17 protein-coding genes are annotated in these 19,768 nt (G+C 61.1%); 4 read left to right on the forward strand and 13 right to left on the reverse strand.

All coding sequences use genetic code 11. The features are described from left to right. Positions 1-10 precede the first annotated feature (10 nt). Positions 11-1,822 carry a translational GTPase TypA gene (gene typA, locus U5822_RS17975; RefSeq protein ID WP_322857057.1) on the reverse strand — a complete coding sequence of 604 codons (1,812 nt, stop codon included), beginning with the start codon at positions 1,820-1,822 and terminating at the stop codon, positions 11-13. 540 nt (positions 1,823-2,362) lie between these two features. On the opposite strand from typA, the gene glnA reads away from it, so the two are divergent. The 4 genes from glnA (at position 2,363) to ntrC (ending at position 7,232) form a co-directional block, all read left to right on the forward strand. Next, on the forward strand, positions 2,363-3,766 hold the full coding sequence (gene glnA / locus U5822_RS17980) for a glutamate--ammonia ligase (RefSeq protein ID WP_322857058.1): 1,404 nt from the start codon (positions 2,363-2,365) through the stop codon (positions 3,764-3,766). 175 nt (positions 3,767-3,941) lie between these two features. Further along, the gene (locus tag U5822_RS17985; RefSeq protein WP_322857059.1) at positions 3,942-4,466 is read left to right on the forward strand and encodes a DUF4124 domain-containing protein; all 525 of its coding nucleotides are present in this window, start codon (positions 3,942-3,944) and stop codon (positions 4,464-4,466) included. 247 nt (positions 4,467-4,713) lie between these two features. Then, positions 4,714-5,808: a nitrogen regulation protein NR(II) gene (gene glnL / locus U5822_RS17990; protein ID WP_322857060.1), complete on the forward strand. Its 1,095-nt coding sequence runs from the start codon at positions 4,714-4,716 to the stop codon at positions 5,806-5,808. After that, complete coding sequence (ntrC, locus tag U5822_RS17995; RefSeq protein WP_322857061.1) at positions 5,805-7,232, forward strand: nitrogen regulation protein NR(I); 1,428 nt, start codon at positions 5,805-5,807, stop codon at positions 7,230-7,232. Before glnL ends, ntrC begins: the two co-directional genes overlap by 4 nt. A gap of 84 nt (positions 7,233-7,316) precedes the next feature. Here the strand turns inward: ntrC and U5822_RS18000 are convergent, their stop codons facing one another. From U5822_RS18000 to U5822_RS18055, 12 genes are all read right to left on the reverse strand, one after another. Continuing rightward, entirely contained in the window at positions 7,317-11,051 is a 3,735-nt protein-coding gene (locus tag U5822_RS18000; RefSeq protein WP_322857062.1) for a DUF6701 domain-containing protein, read from the reverse strand. Continuing rightward, complete coding sequence (locus tag U5822_RS18005) at positions 11,048-11,464, reverse strand: pilus assembly PilX family protein (protein ID WP_322857063.1); 417 nt, start codon at positions 11,462-11,464, stop codon at positions 11,048-11,050. The genes U5822_RS18000 and U5822_RS18005 overlap by 4 nt, the downstream gene beginning before the upstream one ends. Continuing rightward, positions 11,454-12,233: a PulJ/GspJ family protein gene (locus U5822_RS18010; RefSeq protein WP_322857064.1), complete on the reverse strand. Its 780-nt coding sequence runs from the start codon at positions 12,231-12,233 to the stop codon at positions 11,454-11,456. The genes U5822_RS18005 and U5822_RS18010 overlap by 11 nt, the downstream gene beginning before the upstream one ends. After that, on the reverse strand, positions 12,233-12,721 hold the full coding sequence (locus U5822_RS18015; protein WP_322857065.1) for a type IV pilus modification PilV family protein: 489 nt from the start codon (positions 12,719-12,721) through the stop codon (positions 12,233-12,235). The genes U5822_RS18010 and U5822_RS18015 overlap by 1 nt, the downstream gene beginning before the upstream one ends. Then, positions 12,718-13,125, reverse strand: coding sequence for a type II secretion system protein (locus U5822_RS18020; protein ID WP_425259468.1), 408 nt, complete (start codon positions 13,123-13,125; stop codon positions 12,718-12,720). The genes U5822_RS18015 and U5822_RS18020 overlap by 4 nt, the downstream gene beginning before the upstream one ends. A 101-nt stretch (positions 13,126-13,226) precedes the next feature. Continuing rightward, complete coding sequence (locus tag U5822_RS18025; RefSeq protein WP_425259470.1) at positions 13,227-13,712, reverse strand: prepilin-type N-terminal cleavage/methylation domain-containing protein; 486 nt, start codon at positions 13,710-13,712, stop codon at positions 13,227-13,229. Positions 13,713-13,747: 35 nt separating this feature from the next. Continuing rightward, the gene (locus tag U5822_RS18030; RefSeq protein WP_322857067.1) at positions 13,748-14,263 is read right to left on the reverse strand and encodes a prepilin-type N-terminal cleavage/methylation domain-containing protein; all 516 of its coding nucleotides are present in this window, start codon (positions 14,261-14,263) and stop codon (positions 13,748-13,750) included. 1 nt (position 14,264) lies between these two features. Beyond that, positions 14,265-14,867 (reverse strand): hypothetical protein, encoded by a 603-nt coding sequence (locus tag U5822_RS18035; RefSeq protein ID WP_322857068.1) that lies wholly within the window; start codon positions 14,865-14,867, stop codon positions 14,265-14,267. Between the two features lies 1 nt (position 14,868). Beyond that, the gene (locus U5822_RS18040; RefSeq protein ID WP_322857069.1) at positions 14,869-16,098 is read right to left on the reverse strand and encodes a type II secretion system F family protein; all 1,230 of its coding nucleotides are present in this window, start codon (positions 16,096-16,098) and stop codon (positions 14,869-14,871) included. Next, positions 16,098-17,864 carry a GspE/PulE family protein gene (locus U5822_RS18045; protein ID WP_322857070.1) on the reverse strand — a complete coding sequence of 589 codons (1,767 nt, stop codon included), beginning with the start codon at positions 17,862-17,864 and terminating at the stop codon, positions 16,098-16,100. The genes U5822_RS18040 and U5822_RS18045 overlap by 1 nt, the downstream gene beginning before the upstream one ends. Positions 17,865-17,866: 2 nt before the next feature. After that, positions 17,867-18,931, reverse strand: coding sequence for a hypothetical protein (locus U5822_RS18050; RefSeq protein WP_322857071.1), 1,065 nt, complete (start codon positions 18,929-18,931; stop codon positions 17,867-17,869). Continuing rightward, the gene (locus U5822_RS18055) at positions 18,928-19,767 is read right to left on the reverse strand and encodes an ExeA family protein (protein ID WP_322857072.1); all 840 of its coding nucleotides are present in this window, start codon (positions 19,765-19,767) and stop codon (positions 18,928-18,930) included. The genes U5822_RS18050 and U5822_RS18055 overlap by 4 nt, the downstream gene beginning before the upstream one ends. Position 19,768: the final 1 nt, after the last annotated feature.

Raw genomic sequence — 19,768 nt, forward strand, 5'->3', positions numbered from 1 at the left:
GCGGCGGCGATTACTTCTTGTTGGCGCGCTTGCGCTCATTCTCTTTCAGGAGCTTCTTACGCAGGCGGATTGCCTTGGGCGTTACCTCCACCAGCTCATCGTCGTCGATGAATTCCAGCGCTTGCTCCAGGGTGAACTTGATCGGCGGCACCAGACCAATGACCTCATCCTTGCCGGACGCCCGCATGTTGTCGAGCTTCTTGCCCTTGGTCGGGTTGATGACCAGGTCATTGTCGCGACTGTGGATACCACACAGCTGACCCTCGTAAATCTCGTCACCCGGCTCCAGGAACAGCTTGCCGCGGCTCTGCAGGGTTTCCAGCGAGTAGGTCAGCGCGGTGCCCTGGGCCATGGAGACCAGCACGCCGTTCTGACGGCTGGTGACATCCCCGACCTTGATCGGGCCGTAGTGGCTGAAGGTGGACGTCAGGATACCGGTACCGGAGGTCATGGTCAGGAAGGTGTTCCGAAACCCGATCAGACCGCGAGCCGGAATGGTGTAATCCAGGCGAATACGGCCTTTTCCGTCGGGCACCATGTTGGTCAGATCGCCTTTGCGCAGACCCATCTGCTCCATCACCGAGCCCTGGTGCTGCTCTTCGATGTCGACGATCACGTTCTCGTACGGCTCCTGCTTCTCGCCATCGATTTCACGGATGACCACTTCCGGCCGACCTACCGCCAGCTCGAAGTTTTCCCGACGCATGTTCTCGATCAGCACCGACAGGTGCAGCTCGCCGCGACCGGATACCTTGAACTTGTCGGCGGAGTCACCCTCTTCGACCCGCAACGCCACGTTGTGCAGCAGCTCCTTCTCGAGGCGCTCCTTGATGTTGCGGCTGGTGACGTACTTGCCTTCTTTACCGGCAAACGGCGAGTCGTTGACCTGGAAGGTCATGGATACGGTCGGCTCATCCACGGTCAGGGCCGGCAGAGCCTCGACGTTGGATGGATCACACAGGGTGTCGGAAATGAACAGCTCGTCCATGCCGGAGATACAGACGATGTCACCCGCCTGGGCTTCATCCACTTCCACCCGCTGCAGGCCGGAGTGGCCCATGATCTTGAGGATACGGCCGTTGCGCTTCTTGCCGTCGGCGCCAATGGCGGTGACCGGCGAGTTGGTCTTGACCTTGCCACGCATGATGCGACCGATACCGATCACGCCCAGGAAGCTGTTGTAGTCGAGCTGGGAGATCTGCATCTGGAACGGACCGTCGAGATCGACGTTGGGCGCCGGCACGTGGTCGACGATGGCCTGGAACACGGCGTCCATGTTGTCGTCGAGGTTTTCGTGGTCAGTGCCGGCGATGCCATTCAGGGCGCTGGCGTAAACGATCGGGAAGTCCAGCTGCTCTTCGGTCGCACCGAGGGCGTCGAACAGGTCGAACACCTGATCCACGACCCAGTCCGGACGCGCACCCGGGCGGTCGATCTTGTTGACCACGACGATCGGACGCAGGCCGGCGGCGAAGGCCTTCTGGGTCACGAACCGGGTCTGCGGCATGGGGCCGTCGATGGAGTCCACCACCAGCAGCACACAGTCGACCATGCTCATGACCCGCTCAACTTCACCGCCAAAATCGGCGTGCCCCGGGGTGTCCACGATGTTGATGTCGTAGTCTTTCCACTTCAGCGCCGTGTTCTTGGCGAGAATGGTGATACCACGTTCCTTTTCCTGGTCGTTGGAATCCATCACCCGCTCGTTCTCGAGCTCCTTGCGGTCCAGGGTGCCGGACTGGCGCAGCAGCTTGTCGACAAGCGTGGTTTTACCATGGTCAACGTGGGCGATAATGGCGATATTACGAAGGTTTTCAATCACAACAATAATCCTGCGGCATGCTTTCTTTGACCTGAGAGGGTCCCCTGGAGGCGAAGCCTCGCACATGCCGTCTCAAATCCGTAAAGTGAACCCATTGTCCGGTACCGGGCGGCACCAGCTCCCTGGTCGATCCTCATGCCAGGGTATGAATGAGGCGGCGCGCAGTATATCGAAAACTCGATGTCGTTAATATGAAGAAAAACGCCTATCCAGGCATCCACCCTGCACCACAAGCGAACACGCAATCGCAAAAACGCACCATTTAAGTGCACATCATCTCGAGCACTGCACCAGAAAAATACCGGCTGCGACCACAAAACAGGCCAGAACCCGCGCCAAACGGCGGCTCCCGGGCATGCCCTAAAAATTGGCAAGGGCCTTGCTTTGCTCAAATCAGCCGAATTTTGCAGGTAAGTGGCAAAGGCTTTTGCTAAGCTGCGAAATCCTGAACAAGAGATCGTCGGCCCCTGCGTCTGAACGATCCGGCAAAACGAACATGAATGCGCCCGCGAACGCGGGATAACTTATGGAGCATGCACAATGTCCAAGACAGTTGATTTGATTAACGAACACGAAGTTAAGTGGGTTGACCTGCGTTTTACCGACAGCCGTGGTAAAGAGCAGCACGTGACCCTGCCGGCCTCCGAAGTCGACGAAGATTTCTTCGCAGACGGCAAGATGTTCGACGGTTCCTCAATTGCCGGCTGGAAGGGCATCAACGAATCCGACATGATCCTCATGCCGGACGACTCCACTGCCGTTCTGGACCCGTTCACCGAGGAAACCACCCTCAACATCACCTGTGACATTGTTGAGCCTTCCACTATGCAAGGCTACGAGCGTGACCCGCGCTCCGTTGCCCGTCGCGCGGAAGAGTACCTGAAGTCCACCGGCATCGCCGATGGCGCCCTGTTCGGCCCGGAGCCGGAGTTCTTCGTATTTGACTCCGTGAAGTGGGAAGTGGACATGAAAGGTGCCGGCTACTCCCTTCACTCCGAGGAAGCAGCGTGGGTATCCGGTGAAGACTTCGACCGCAACAACATCGGTCACCGTCCGGGCGTGAAAGGCGGCTACTTCCCGGTTCCGCCGGTAGACAGCCTGCACGACCTGCGTGGCGCCATGTGTGCGGCCATGGAATCCATGGGCCTGGAAATCGAAGTGCACCACCACGAAGTGGGCACCGCTGGCCAGTGTGAGATCGGCGTTGGCGCCAACACCCTGACCCGCAAGGCTGACGAAGTTCAGATCCTGAAGTACTGCGTGCACAACGTGGCTCACGCCTACGGCAAGACCGCCACCTTCATGCCCAAGCCGGTTGTTGGTGACAACGGTTCAGGCATGCACGTTCACATGTCCCTGAGCAAGGACGGCAAGAACCTGTTCGCCGGTGACAGCTACGCGGGCCTGAGCGAAACCGCGCTGTACTACATCGGTGGTGTGATCAAGCACGCCAAGGCCATCAACGCCTTCACCAATAGCTCCACCAACTCGTACAAGCGTCTGGTACCGGGCTTCGAAGCGCCGGTTATGCTGGCCTACTCTGCCCGTAACCGCTCTGCCTCCATCCGTATCCCGTACGTGAACAGCCCGAAGGCGCGTCGTATCGAGGTTCGCTTCCCGGATCCGTCTGCCAACCCGTACCTGGCCTTCGCTGCCCTGATGATGGCTGGCCTGGACGGCATCCAGAACAAGATCCACCCGGGCGATGCCATGGACAAGGACCTGTACGACCTGCCGAAGGAAGAGGCCCTGAACATCCCGACCGTCGCCGAGACTTTCCAGGAAGCCCTGGATTGCCTGGAAGCGGACCACGAGTTCCTGACCCGTGGCGGCGTCTTCACCGAAGACATGATCAAGGGCTACGTCGACCTGAAGCGCGGTGAAGTTGAGCGTCTGAACATGACCACTCACCCGGTTGAGTTCGAGCTCTACTACTCCTGCTAACACAACCCGGTTTACCGGGATTGTGAGAAAGCCCCGCCCAGTGCGGGGCTTTTTTGTGGCCGCACTCACAGCCCTGCCGCCCTTAACGATATGTAACCAACATCCCAGCGCCAAGGCGTTGAAATGACCCGGGGCGCCGCAGATAATCGAAGAAACACCATCGACAGGTAGGCTTATGAAACCGAGGAACGGATTAGTCGCCGCCATGCTGGTTGTCCTGGCCAGCCCCGCCGGCGCCGAGGTTTATCGCAACGTCGACGCCTATGGCAACGTCACCTTCTCCGACGAGCCCTCCGACGGCTCCGAGGCCATCGAGGTCAAGCCCGTCACCACCGTCACCCTGCCCAAGCCCCAGGACGTGCGCGAAACCGAGCAGCTTCGGGAGGACGTGCAGCGGGAAGGCTCGGTCTACGAGAGCGTGTCCTTCGCCTACCCGGAAAACAACCAGGCCTTTCACAGCGGCAGTGGCGACGTGCAGTTTGAGCTGAGAAGCAGCCCAGGCCTGCAGGCTGGCCACAAGTACGAAGTAACTCTGGACGGCCAACCCGTGGGCCAGACCACGTCCGGCTCGGTCACGGTTCGCAACGTTTTCCGGGGCACCCACGATGCCCGGGTCCACATCGTCGACGAGAACGGCGTGCAGGTAAAAACCGGTACCGCCATCACCTTCACGGTCCACCGGCCGTCCGTCGCCAACTGAATCATCGCACTATTTTGGTGCGCCCGCACCATTAACACGCCATACTCTGACCAGCAACGGGGCGAAATTTCCCGGCTGGTCACCCCCTTTTCCTGAATGTGCACCAGCTTACGGCATATTTTCCGGCTGTTTGACGCCCATGCCCGCCGTTTGCCCACTCTTTTTGAACCGGCTTTCAAAGTGGTTCGCTTCTTGCAGACTTCAGGAGGTCATCACAATTACTATGTCGAACCAACGGGATTCACGCATGGCACTGCCTACGGCCTCTTCGAACGGCTACAAGAGTATTCTGGACAGCCTGACCACCGCAGTTCTGGTCCTCGAGGACAGCCTGAAAATCCGTTACTTCAATCCGGCCGCCGAAAGCCTGTTCGAAACCAGCATGACCCGGAGCCAGGGACAGCCGTTCAAGGACATTCTGGTGGACTCGGAAGACGCGCTGAAGACGCTCTATGCCGCAGCAGAAAATGGCCAGTCCTACACCCGCCGGGAAGCGGAGTTCCTGCTCACCAGCGGGGCCAGGCTGACCGTGGATTACTCGGTGACCCCCATCAGCCTGGAGCCGACCGAGCTGCTGATTGAGATCCAGCCTCGGGACCGCCTGCTGCGCATCAGTCGGGAAGAGGACATCATCTCCCAGCAGGAAACCACCCGGATCCTGGTGCGGGGCATGGCCCACGAAATCAAGAATCCCCTCGGCGGCATCCGCGGCGCGGCCCAGCTGCTCGACCGCGAGCTCAATGACGAGGATCAGCGCGAGTACACCCGCGTGATCATCGACGAAGCGGACCGGCTGCGCGGCCTGGTCGACCGGATGCTCGGTCCCAACAAGGCCCTGAAGCTGGCCCCGACCAACATCCACGAAGTGCTGGAGCGGGTCGGCACCCTGGTGGAAGCGGAAAGCAAGAACAGCCTGGTGTTCCGCCGCGATTACGACCCCAGCCTTCCAGAATTCCGGGGCGACAAGGAACAACTGATCCAGGCGTTCCTGAACATCGCCCGCAATGCCATGGAAGCCGCTTTCGAGCAGCAGAGCGAACACCGCAGCAAGAACCCGCCGACCATCACCTTCCGGACCCGGGCCCTGCGACAGTTCACCATTGGCAACCGACGCCATCGCCTGGTCTGCCGGGTCGATGTCATCGATAACGGCCCCGGCATTCCGCCGGAGCTGCTGCAAAACATTTTCTATCCGATGATCAGCGGCCGTGCCAGTGGCACCGGCCTGGGGCTTTCCATCACCCAGAGCATCATCGGTCAACATCACGGCCTGGTGGAGTGCGAAAGCGAGCCGGGCCGCACTGACTTCATCATCTTCCTGCCTCTGGAGGACACCCCATGAGCCAACCGGCAAACGTCTGGATCATTGACGACGATCGAAGTATTCGCTGGGTGCTGGAGCGCGCCCTTACCCAAGCCGGTATGCAACCCCGGGTTTTCGAGAGCGGCGAGAGCATCATGATGCGGCTTGAGCATGAGCAGCCCGATGCCATCATCAGCGACATCCGCATGCCGGGTGTCGACGGGATTACCCTGCTGTCCCAGATTGTGGAAGTGCACGCCGATGTGCCCGTGATCATCATGACCGCCCACTCCGACCTGGAAAGTGCGGTGACCAGTTACCAGACCGGGGCCTTCGAATACCTGCCCAAGCCGTTCGACGTGGACGATGCGGTTGCCCTGGTCAAGCGTGCCGTTGCCCACAGTCACGAGAAGAAAGCCAGTTCCGAGCCGGCCGCCGAGAGTGCCCAGCGCAACGCCGAGATCATTGGCGAGGCCCCGGCGATGCAGGAGGTGTTTCGCGCCATTGGCCGGCTGTCCCACTCCAACATCACGGTCCTGATCAACGGCGAAAGCGGCACCGGCAAGGAACTGGTCGCCCAGGCCCTGCACAACCACAGCCCCCGGGCCAAGCACCCGTTCATTGCCCTGAACATGGCGGCCATCCCCAAGGATCTGATCGAGTCCGAGCTGTTTGGCCACGAGAAAGGCGCCTTCACCGGTGCCGGCGCCGCCCGCCAGGGTCGGTTCGAGCAAGCCAACGGTGGCACCCTGTTTCTGGATGAAATCGGCGACATGCCCGCCGACACCCAGACCCGCCTGCTGCGGGTCCTGGCCGACGGCGAGTTTTACCGGGTCGGTGGCACCACCCCGATCAAAGTCGATGTCCGCATCATCGCCGCCACGCACCAGGACCTGGAAAAGCTGGTCCAGGGCGGCTCCTTCCGGGAGGACCTGTTCCATCGCCTGAACGTCATTCGGGTGCACCTGCCGAAACTGGCCGAACGCCGGGAAGACATCCCCCGGCTGATGCTGCACTTTCTCAAGCGTGCGGCCAAGGAGTTGGCAGTCGAGCCCAAGATCCTCCGGCCCGACGCCGAAGAATACCTCACCACCCTGCCCTGGCCGGGTAACGTCCGCCAGCTGGAGAACACCTGCCGCTGGCTGACCGTGATGGCCAGCGGCCGCGAAATTCACATCGACGACCTGCCACCGGAACTGCTGCACCAGGCCGAAACCCCAACCACCGGCACCACCTGGCAGGAAGGCCTGCGCAACTGGGCCGAGCAAGAACTGAAGCGGGGCAAGAAAGGCATCCTGGACACCGCAGTGCCGGAATTTGAAAAGATCATGATCGAGACGGCGTTGAAACACACCGGCGGCCGGCGCCGGGACGCCTCGGTACTGCTGGGCTGGGGCCGCAACACCCTGACCCGGAAGATCAACGAGTTGGGATTGGATCACCCCGAGAGTGATGACGACTGAGCCGCCGGGCTCGTTTGCCAGGGGCGCCCCGCGAGGGTCGCCCCTTTTTTGTTGGGTTCATGGCCGGGTTGAGGCTGGTCGGGGTTAGCGCTCCTGCCAGTAGATGACGCGATCATGCCCGCGGTAGACGCCAAAGGTGGCCAGGGCGGCGGGGGCATCCAGAGCCCCATCACCGTCCAGATCGTCCTTCAACCAGTCAGGGACCGCGTAGGTAACCGTCACCTCGCCAGTGTTGCCCTCCCCCGGTGCCGATAACCTCAACTGGCGAGCCCCCGGAGGCGTGCCGGCACTGACGGTTCCGGCCTCGCCCTCAACACTGGTCAAGCCGGTCGGATTTACGGACGCGTCGCTCCCCGTGTTGTAGGCCCAGCAACTGTCATCCGTGTTCAGAACGAAGCTCGAACCATTGAAGTACTGCAACTGCAGGGGCACGATCAACGGATCAGTTTCCGGTCCATAGCTGTTATCCAGATGCAGGCGACCATATTTCACCAGGACACCTGAAGGACTGGCCGTCACCGGCACGGAAGAAGAGGTAACGTCATCCAAGGTCTCCAGGATACCGCTCACATTGAGTGCCAGGGACGCGGTAAACGGGGCAACCCGGGAAGCCGGCACTTTCAGGTAGGTGAACTGATCCGCTCCTAGGGTGAATCGAAGGGTGCCGTCACCGTTTTCGAGCAACGAAGCAGTCTCTGTGTCCACGGACACGGTCAGACCGTTGTTCGTGTCAGCCCCCGGGTACTCCAGTGTCACTTCGGAGCTCTCCAAATGACGGAAACTGCCCTGGTAGTTTCTGGTCACACCACCGGCCTCGGTCACCGGCTCAATGCGGAATTCCGGCGCCAAAGCGTAGTCAATCGCCTCCCCAACGTAGGTAAAGGCCGTCGCCCCGGCGCTGCAGGAAGGGGCAAGGGCCCCCGCATCGGCGACGGTGACCAGGAAGTCAGCGGGGTAAAAGCGACCGATGGGACCACTCTGGCCACGAATCCTGCCGGTTCGACTAGGGCCCATCCCCAGGTAGTCACCGCCACTCACCGACGCCGTCACCTCGATGATGCCGACCTCGTTGAACACAAAGTCCTTCGCCGCCGCTCCGCCAGCAAAGCCCGACAGGATGGGCAGATTCCCGGACAACCCAGGGTCGGCGCCACCTGCGGGCAGTCGAAGACCTGAGACCAGGTTCACCTCGGTACCGCTTTGCCCAAAGGACTGGGCAATGGCGTTATCGGTCAACAAGGCTCCATCGTCCGCAATGCCATCGCCATCGTTGTCATCGCTGCTCTGGTAGAGACGAGCGGCTACGCGCAGGTTGAATGGACTGCCGGCGGTGACGAAGGTCGGGCCGGTTGGCGACACTGCCCCGGGATTGGCGCCACCGCTTGCATCGCTGGCCACCACTGAAAAGGCAAAGGGCCGAACCACCCAAGGCGGCGTGCTCAAGCTACTGCCGATGGCCAGGGGCTCGCCCGCCTCATCCACCGCGTGGCCACTGCCATCATCCAGGAGGTTCAGCGAATAGGCGCCGACATCAAAGGTATCCAGTTCAAAGGATGCCACCCCCTCGTTGAATCGCAGATCCAGGTTGCCGCTCCCCGGCTTCGAGTCCGGCACCCCGCTCAGTGTCGAATCGCCACGCAATGCCGGCGCCTGACCGCCCGGATCGTTGGCACTGCGGGCCAACCAGGCTTTCAGGGAAAACAACCCGTCGTAGCCTTCGTCCACACCGCAGCTGCCATCATCCGGGTCCTGGCGAACGAGACTCACGAAGAAGCCATGGCGCCTGCCAGCAATGATGTCGTCACCCAGACTGGACAGAGGTTCGATCAGCAGGGTGCTGGAGAGGAACTCGATGACCGGCGTGGTGAGGGTGACGTCCGCATCCGAATCTCGGGCGGTGATGGTCAGTCGATCTGGATGTGTATTGAGCAGCGCCAGCCTGACTTCGCCACCATCGGCGGCGTTGAACCGATACGCGGCCCGACCGTTGTCGTCATCATCGACGCTTGGGGTGAGTGTGCCGGCTCCCTCGAGCACAGACCAATCACCGTGTCCTGAGCTGGTGGACAATAAGACGGTCCCGTCATAGTCGGTCAGCAGGTCACCGTCCCCATCCTTGGCGGACAACGTGAGCGACACCGGCTTGCACACACTTGCGGTGCCGGGTGTCGGCATTGCCAATGTACCCAGGTTCTGGGCACAAACGTGCCGGCGCAGGCGCAACGCCTCAATCCCAGTGGCGGGCAGCGCCGTCTCGTAGACGCGCACTTCATCAATAAACCCGTTAAAGTACCGACCGAAATAGCCCTGATCCTGGCCAATCTGGAAGGGGTCATTATTGCGTCGCAACTCACCGAAAGAGGAGGAACTGGCGCGTAGCTGACCGTCCACATAAATGCGCTGCCGACCCTGGGCATAGGTGATCGCAACATGGTGCCAGGTATTCAAAGCAAGATTGGCACCCGCCGTTGTCAGCGAGCGGGTCCACCCATTTGTGGTGCGCCACCACCAATATATTTCGCCACTGGCATTGAGATGAAACTCGTAATTTTCATCCTTCGAGACAATGGTTTTCAGTCGGCCACCGGTTGGAAACTCCCTGGTATAAATCCAGGCACTGACCGTCAACTCGTCCTTCAAATCCAGCGCTTGGTTATCGGGGATTTCGACGTACTGGTCGGTGCCGTTGAACTCGGCATAACCACAGGTACCCGGGTTATTGGCAAGCGCGGGTGAGGTCTTTGCCGCCTGCGCTCCATTACGGGCCCGGCCATTCAGGTCGTTCCCGGAATAATCCAGGACCTCACCGGGCGCATCCGACCAGCCGGGCGATTCCAGGCGCCAGTAGCCATTGGGTTCAGGCAGGATGTAACCGACACCGATTTGACTGGTGAGTTGCCCGGCGCTCGGGTTGCTCAAGTCCAGGAAAAAGCGCTTCCCGTCCCGGTCACCGGTTACGATGGTTGGCACCGAAACGGTTATTGACGTTGTACCCGGGGCAAAAGTGACCGTGCCGGCCTGCCCGTCAAAATCTCTTCCATCCTCGGCGGAGTCGTCGCGGGTGGCGTACTCAACAGTCAGCTCTTCCGACGCGGCCTCGGCCAGAGAGATGACAAATTCTGCGGTCTCCCCGGGGAAGACGGTGGCACTGGACACGCTGATGTCCGGACCCTCGGGCCCGCCGTCGTTGGTATCACCTTCCGAATCTTTATCCGAATTGCCCGGCGCACTATCCCAATCTCCGGTACCGTCGGGTTGGCGTTTGACGTTTTTGGTGCTGTTGCCGTTGCGAGGATCAAATTCCCAGTCGAAGGCGGGCGTGCAATTTTCATCCTCCAGCTCATCAAATCCGTCGATGCTGAGGTAGTCGATGGTAGCTCCGCCTCCATCAGTCAGCAGGATGTCCATTTTCTGCAGGTTGATTTCAGAATTGCTGAGCAGAGACTCGCCAATAACAATCCAGGGATAGGTACTGTCATCAGCGGCAGACAGTGAGATAGGGGCGCTGCATACCTCTGTTGGATTGTTATTGGTGCCTCCTTCCGCACACGTCTGCACTTGCCATTGATCATACTCACTGGCGGAAATGGCGGAGGTCAGCAGCTTCAATTCAACAAATCGCTTGTTGCCGCCCTGTTTAGTTCCGCCCTGATTTTTGCCACCCTCCCCGAGCTTGAACACCTCGTTGATGGTTGCCAGCCCGTGGTAATCCGCAGAGCAGACAGCAAATACGTAACCGGGAAAGAGCGCCAATAGGCAAACCACCAACCGCCGCAGGCAGACAGTACGACCCAGTAATCTGAACAGTGCCTGCATCATCGTGCCCTCACCTCAATGGTTCGTGTCGCCGCATCGGGACCGGCAGCGCCGCAACTGCCCCGACTGACAAGTACATAAATCGTATCGTTACTGCCGTTGCCCTGAATGTCGGCCACCAAGGTTTCACAAGAGACGGTTGCGTTGCAGCCAGCCAACCCAGACGCGGTGAATACCAGTGGGCTTTGAACCGCGCCACAGCTATTGCTTTCCAGCGCATCCCGCAAGGCTACCTGGACTCCGCTTTCGGCCGCATAAAATGCTCGCTGGGACTGGATTTGCAGGCTCACCGATTGCCCGGTGCTGTCCTGCAGCTGGGCCATGCCGACAACAATCAGCGCCAGTACCGTGATAACAAACAAGGCGACGGGTAAACCCGCGCCCCGCTGTGAGCGAGTCAAGATGTCAGGGTACATTACGAATCTGTACCTCCTGGTCGACACTGGTGGCCTCTCCGGTGGTTGGGTCGCTCAACTCGAAGGCAAAACGCACCACGGCGCCCCGCTGCAGTGACGGCGGCACGAAGGAGAAGCGGACCGAGTCGGGCGTGACATTAGCCGCGACCACCTCGCGGTTGGGGTGGGACGAGGGCATTCCGCTCGCGATGGTGCTGTTGATGCCGTAGTTTCGGTAGCGATACAGGAAACCACCGTCCTGACAGAGTGTGACTGGCTCATCCACGATGAAGAAACGACGCTGGGGCGAGCCTCCGTTGAAACGGTGGGGCGAATCCAGGTCGACCGTCACCAAGGGCGCTCCTGTCGGCATGGTGGCATTACCCGAAATGGGGCCGGGATTGCTTGGGCTATAGAGGTTACCCGAGTAGCCATACACGACGACCCTGCCCTCGGCGGTCGCGCCCCCGGGTAACGGGACGGCTTCAAAGCTGTCCGGGTTTGGGCCGCGCGGAAGGTTTCGGTAGACCGACGCCGCCTGTATGGGGAACCACTCCAGACAGCGGTTGTCGCCGGACACCCGGATCGACGTAGGCAGGGCCTCCCGAATATCGCGACTGATTTGTTCGGAAACGACGACGCCCTTGAGCGCCCGTTGCTGCCTGGAACTGACATCGATCGCGCCTTGGGTGGACAGGCTCACAAACCGCACGGACACGGTGGCAACGATGCCCAGCAGAACGATCACCATGATCAGCTCCACCAGCGTGAAACCGCGCGCCCGCATCATCAGAAATTCGCCCGGTAAGCCGACATGATGAAACTCTGGTTACCCGGCGCCTGGATATTCAGCTCAACCCGTTTCGCCTCCGAGCCGGGCAGCCCGACGTCGGCGCCCGCGCAGGCAACGGTTACCGAAACTGAAAATCCGCTGTAACCATTGAGCACTGATTCGGCGCTCCGTGGCGGCGAATCGGTCAAATCGTGGTAATCGTCCACATCGTCAAAATTCCCGCGATTTTCCCCCGGCTCCGGACCGATGGTACAGCCGCCGCTGTACTTGGGCGTGCCTCCTTGAGGGGTGCTGTCGTCGTATTTCTTGGCAAGAATCTCGTCCATATACAGCTGCGCCAGCTCCACCACCCGAGTCTGGTTCAGCGGGTCTGCGCTGCGGCTGGCGATCAGGGAAAAGGCACCGACCACGCCGGCGATGGCCACGCTGATGATCACGATGGTAATGACCAGCTCCACCAGGGTTGCCCCGCGCTGCGAAATCATGGCTGGCAGGCTCCGGCATACACGGCGCCACGGGAGCTCAGGCAGGTTTGAAAGGTGGAATCACCGGAGAAGGTGAGATTCAGATTGGCGCCGGTGGACGGTGCGCCGTCGGCGTTGAAATTCAAGGTCAGGGGCAAAGTGCCCGGAACCGAGAGTGAGGTTCCTGCCCGGGCGATTTCAAAAACCCTGGGGTTTGCGGTAGCCGGACCGACTGTGAAGCGGAAGTTGTCGGTGTTTTGCTCGATGGTTAGGGCGTTGGCGGGGTTGCCCGCCAACGCTGCTTGCTGGGCAAGCAGCGTGGCGGAGGCGAGTTGTTGGGTGGCTAAAAGCGGAGAGAAGGCAGATCGGGTGGCAAAAAGCCCTATCCCTAAAAGAGCTAACACCCCAATCAAAACAACTACCATGACCAGCTCTACCAGAGAGAAGCCACTCGACAAAACCGATAGTCTCACGCCCTAGTCACTCTAACTAACTCGGAAATGCTTCTGCCCACCACTGGCCGCACTTAACAGCCAGTAGTCGTCGAAGCGGTCACAGAACCAGTGTTTTCTGCATATGTGAAGTTGCAGTTCGCCAATGCGGCACCGTTACCGTCATCGGCAGAAATAACTACAGTCCGGTTAGGCTCTGTTCCGCTCGGAGTGCCCAAAATAAAGTCGTCGGCAATCTGAGCCGCATCGTCAATGCCTCCTGCCGCAGCTTCTGGATATGCATTTGCCATGTTGACGGTATCGCCATCCAAGGCCAACGTTGCACCATCCGAGTCATCGCATGCCGCCCTTGCTAAACATGCCGAGTGAGCAATACCAGCCGCCGATTTCACTGCGCCAATAGCTCCATTCAGGGAAGATAAGCGCGCCTCCGATCCCAAATCCGCAAATCTCGGCAAAGCAAACGCTGCCAAAATCCCCAAAATCACAATCACCATCACCAGTTCGATGAGGGTAAAACCTTGCTGCTTTTTATTCTGAATTGCTGTCATAGCGTTCATGGTACTGCTCCGTTTCTCGTGTTGAGTGCGTAAAATCAGTTGATGGTTGTTGTTATTTCGCCGGTATCGGCGTCGTATTCGATGAAACTGCCCTGGCCATCCTGCCGATAGGTAAAGACACAGTCACCGCTTGTTGTGCTTATCAGGTAATCCGGGTTGTCACCCGCAGCCGCCGACACCGTTGGGGCATTGGACTGCAACAGCCCAGCCCAGACTTCCAGACATTTGGTGTTGGTCATGGCCGAGCTGGTATCGTCGGACGCGACCGAGGTCGCCCAACCTTCTGCGCTCACGTCCACCAAGTCATTGCCGAATCCCTGAACATCCGTTTGGGCCGTGGTGAAGCCATTCGATACCCACTGGGTTTTCGCCAACGCCACCCCCGCGGCCAGCGCGCCCGATGTCGCCCGGATACTCGACTGGTGAGCCTGCTCGGACAACTGAGCAAACCTCGGCAAGGCGAAGGCCGCCAGGATGGCCAGAATGGCGATCACCACCACCAGTTCGATCAGCGTGAAACCAGATTGTTTGTGAGTCGACTGCGTCTGCATACTACTGCTCCACCGCGTTTTTATTGGAGACTCCGCCATCCTGTGACAGAGAAGTGCCTGTTTCGGGATCCACTGCCACTAGCTTCAAACCCATCGTTCGCCGTTCTTTCCGGGGCCTTTTTTCGCCCCTCGCTTCGGCGAACTCAAGAGCCACCCGCCAGGCCCCAGGACTGCCTGGCGAGATCGCCTGGCCTGTGACGGTTATCGGCTGAGTGGGCCTGTAAATCAACCACCCTTTCGAGTGATTTTCCCTGTTTTTCTCTACGCCCACTTGAAAGCACCACTGCCCATGGGGCGGATAGGCGCCTTCGCACTCGCCCTGATAATTCGTCCATTCCTGTTCCAGCCAGTCGAAGGGATTGCCATCCACCCTTCTCTCGTAGCCCGGAGGTTGTGCCAGCATCGCCTCAGCGCTCTTGATCAGGACCGCCGACTGAAGCTGACTGAACACGCTCTCTGCCGCCAACTGCTCGACATCACCCGCCCTTCGCTCGATGGCCTCAAGCACGTACCACCACAGCAGCGCCAGGACGATCAGCGCGATCAGACATCGAAACCTTCGACGACTGGCGTAGTCGCCAGCGGCTGCAATCGCACTGGCCAACTCAGCCCCGCCCCATGGCGGCGGCCCCCAGGTCCCAGATCGGCAGGAACACACCCAGCGCCAGAATCAGCACCAGCACGCCCATGGCCACGATCAGGATGGGTTCTATGGATTCCGCCAGCCGCTTGAGGCCGAAATCGACGTCCTCGTCGTAAAAGTCCGCCACGTTGTTCAGCATGTCGTCCACCGAACCGGTTTCCTCACCGACCGCGATCATCTGCAGGATCAGCGGCGTGAACATCTGGCTTTGCCGGGCGGTCCGAAGCAGGCTTTCGCCACGCTCGATGCCCACGCGCATTTCCTTGATATGCTTGGCAATCCAGGCATTGTCCGTGGCATCCGCGACGACCGTCAAGGCGTGGGTGACGGGCATCCCGGCGGACAGCATGGTGGCAAAATTGCGGGCAAACCGGCTCAGGGTGATCAGCTCCAGCAAGGGCCCAATGATCGGCATGCGCAGCTTGAACCGGTCCCAGGTCAGGCGCCCCTGCTCGGTCCGTTTCCACTGCCGAACCAGGAGTGCGATGGCGGCCACGGCGAACAGCACGATGTACCAGTAGCCGAGCAGGAAATTGGAGGTGCCCACCAAGACCTGGGTCAGGAACGGCAAATCGGCGCCGAGTTTGTCGAACACCGACGCGAATTTGGGGATCACCAGGAAATTCACCACCATCAGTGCCGCCAGCAGCGCCACCACCACAAAGGTGGGGTAACGCATGGCCTGTTTCAGACGGCGCTTGGTGTCGCGCTCCAGTTCAAGAATTTCCGATAGGCGTTTGAAGGCATCGTCCAGCATGCCGGTGTTCTCGCCCACGTGGATCATGGCCACGAAGAGTTCGGAGAACACCGTCGGATGGGCCTGCATGGCGGTCGCCATGGTGGTGCCACCCTCCAGGCGCGAGGTGACGTCTTCCAGCACCCTCGCCAGCTCGGGCGAACGGGTGGTCTCGGCCAGACCGCGCATGGTACGGATTAGGGGTATGCCAGCCTTGGTCAGCGCATGCATCTGGCGACAGAACACGATCAGTTCGTCCAGCGTCACCTTCTTGCGAAACAGCGCCAGGCCATTGAGTCGGTCACCCAGGGACGCCTGGTCCTGCTGTTCACGGATGGTGAGTGGCGTGATGCCCCGGCGCATCAACTCAGACGCAGCCGCGTCGGCATTGGCAGCCACCAGCGAACCCTGCTGGAGGATGCCCCGATCGTCTTTGCCCCGGTAACTGAACTGCATCAGTCATCCGCTCCAATCAGGTCCACGGCCATAGGAACCTCGCCGGCGTCGGTGAACTCGCTCTCCGACGTCGCCGCGACCCGGGCCACCTCCTCCAGGGTGGTCACCCCCTGCAAGGCATAGTCCATGGCGCAGTGGCCGAGGGGCCGGTACAGATCACTCTGGCGAGCGGCCTTGGTGAAGGCCGCGACATCCTGACGGCGCAGGGCGTCCAGCATGGCCTCGTTCATCTCCAGCAACTCGTGCACCCCCACTCGGCCCTTGTACCCGGTGTTGCTGCACTGGTAACAACCGCGGCCATGGACGAAACCGGCTTCCCGGTCGAGTGGATCCAGATCGAACCCGTCGAGCCACACCTGCTCCTGATCGGTGGGTTCGTAGGCTTCCGAGCAATTGCCGCACACGCGCCGGACCAGGCGCTGGGCCACGATACCCAGCAGTGAACTGGCCACCAGGAAAGGCTGCGCGCCCATATCGATCAAGCGCATGGCGCTGCTGATGGAGTCGTTGGTGTGCAGGGTGGACAGCACCAGGTGACCGGTCATGGCGGCGCGCAGACCGATTTCCACGGTCTCCCGGTCGCGCATCTCACCCACCAGAATCACGTCCGGATCCTGACGCAGGGCGGAGCGCAACACACCGGCGAATTCCAGGCCGATCTTCGGATTGACCTGGACCTGGGTGATCCGTGGCAGCCGGTATTCCACCGGGTCTTCGGCGGTGATGATTTTCACCTCCGGTCGATTCAGCTCGGTCAGGGCCCCGTAGAGTGTGGTGGTCTTACCGCTACCGGTCGGGCCGGTGACCAGGATCATGCCATGGGGCTTGCGGATCATGCGCCGGAACCGCTTGAGCAGGCTCGGTGGCATGCCGGTCGCCTCCAGATTCAACATCCCCTGGCTCTGGTCCAGCAGACGCATGACCACCGATTCGCCGTACTGGACGGGCATGGTGGACACTCGCACATCGATGCTGCGGCCCTTGACCCGGACGTTGAACCGGCCATCCTGGGGCAGCCGTTTTTCCGAGATATTGAGGCCGGCCATCAGCTTCAGGCGCAACACCAGGGCGGCGTTAACCCGCTTCTCCTTCATCACTTGTTCCTGCAGCACGCCGTCCACCCGCTGGCGGATGCGGACCACGGTCTCGTCCGGTTCTATATGGATGTCGGAGCTGCGGGCCTGGACTGCATCCTCGAACAGCGTCTGCAGCAGCTTGACCACCGGCGCCTCGGTACTCTCGGATTCCGCCGACAGGTCCGCCAGGTCAAAGGCGTCGTCGCCCAGCTCGTCTTCCAGCTCTTCGGCCAGGGAGGCGATTTCGTCGGTGCGTCGGTACACCAGATCGATGGTGCTCAGCAGCTCGCTCTCGCGGACCACCGCCTGTTTGATCGGCTGCCTTAGGATTCGCACCAGTTCGTCGTAGGCAAAGATATCGAGGGGGTCGGCCATGCCCACCAGCAGTTCACCGCCCTGCTCCGCCAGCACGATGCTGCGAAACCGGCGGGCCATGGCCTCGGGCAGTTTCTTCACCAGGTCATTGTTGAACTGGTAATGGCGCAGCTGCACGAAGGGCACCTCAAGCTGGCGCGAGAGGATGTTGAGCAGGTTGTCCTCGTCCACGTAGCCCAGATCGATGAGCGTGCGCCCCAGCTTTCGACCGGTGTTCTTCTGTTCGTTCAGGGCGGTCATCAGCTGCTGTTCAGTGATGACGTCGTTCTGCACCAGCAGGTCGCCAATCCGGATTTTTTTCTTGAGCTCCGACATGTCTATCCTGCCTGCAATGAATTCAAACGGTCGCGGACATACTCAGTCAGCGACGGCGACAGCCCGGGCAGTTGCGCCGCCTGGGCATAGGCCTTCACGGCTGCGGCTGGCTCACCCTGGGATTCCAGGGCAATGGCCAGCCCCACCCACCAGGCCGGACGCCGGTCGTCGACGGCGATCAGCGCCGACCAGTGTCGCGCTGCCTCAACGTTCTGCCCCGTCTGCTGCAGCAACGTGGCCAGCGTGATGCGGTACTCCAGGTGATCCCGAACCGCCGGCACGTCCTGCACCAGCAGGGTCACAGCCTGCTCCTGGCGGCCCAGCGCCAACAGCGCCCGGGCCTGCAGCAAGCGCAAGTCCGGAACGGCTTCGGCGTCCGGGCCGGTGACCCAGCGCAGCGCCCGCTCAGGACTGTCCTGCAGCAGCATGGCCCTGGCGAAGACTGCCCGACTGGCGGGCGCCGCTTGCCCGGAGGCCAGCTCGGCCAGACGTGCCTCCGCCAGCCGGGACTCACCGCGACGCAACAGCTGTGACACCTCCCGACTGACCTGGCGGTCCACCGCTTCCGGGGTTTCCCGGACCTGTTTGACCGCCGGCACCTCCGGCGGCTGCTCCCGTTGAGCAACCCCGGGCGCCGGGGCCTGGTGTTCGGCCCGCTTCTCCGGCGCGGTGAGCGCGGTTGCCGCAGCCTCGGACTCAGGGGCCGATGGCACCGGCTCCGGTTCGAGCACGGAGGGCGACGGTGCTGCTGCCTCCGGCTGGGGTTCGGCCACACCGGAGTCGACCGGCTTCGGTGTCACGGTGGAGGCGGGTGCCTGGGGTTCTGGCTTGGGGGCGGGCGTCGTTGGCTGCGCAGGCTCAGTCACGACCTGATTGCTTTCGCCCTGTTCGAACCACAGGGCGTACCCGCCGCCGGCCACAGCGAGCCCGAGGCCCACGGCAATGACGGGAATCAGCCAACGCCGAGAACTCGCGCCCGCTTCAACCCGGCCGGTATAGGCCGACGCGACGTTGGGGCGGTTCTGCCGCTGTTCCGCGGCGCGCAGGGCATCATTGAGCAAACTCATAGCCACCTCGCCAACAAACCGGGCTGCCGCACGCTTTCGGTGTCCCGGATGGCCCGGGCCACGTGCCCGCGCTGGATGTGGCGATCACCGCCTCCCCAGGCCGCCAGCATGGCCTTGTGGGCGAGGACATTGACCAACCGGGGGATACCGCCGGAGGCGCGGGTAATCAGCCGCAAGGCGCCGGGCGAGAACAGGTCGCCACCGTTGTAGCCGGCCTGGGCCACCCGATGCCGCAGGTACTGTGCCACCGATTGCCGATCGAGGGGCTCGAGCCGATAGTGAAAGGTGATGCGCTGGCGCAGCTGGCGCAGACTGTCTTGCGCGAGCATGGCGTCCAGCTCCGGTTGGCCAAACAACACCACCTGCAGCAGGCGCGTGCTTTCGGTTTCCAGATTGGTCAGCAACCTCAGGGCTTCGATGGTGGCCTCGGGCATGGCCTGGGCTTCATCAATCACCAGCACCACCGGCGTCTGGGCCACGGCCATCTCGATCAGGCGTTCATTTAGGGCCTTCAGAACCTGGTGGGTGTTGGTGCAGGCCGCGACTTCCACGCCCAATTCCTCCGCCACCGCCTGGTACAGCGCGTCCGGCGACAGGTGTGGATTGGGGAGGTAGGCTGTGTGCGCCTTCTGCTCCAGTTCATTGAGCAGCAGCCGGCACAACAGGGTCTTGCCGGTGCCCACTTCCCCGGTAATCTTGATGAAACCCTCTCGTTCACTGAGCGCCACCAGCAGCAACTCCAGCGCGTCGCCATGGCTGGGCGCCCGCAGGAAATAGCGGGTGTTAGGCGTCAATGCGAACGGTGCTTCCTGCAGTCCGAAATGTGACTCGTACATG

Source organism: Marinobacter qingdaonensis (assembly GCF_034555935.1).
Classification (GTDB): domain Bacteria; phylum Pseudomonadota; class Gammaproteobacteria; order Pseudomonadales; family Oleiphilaceae; genus Marinobacter; species Marinobacter qingdaonensis.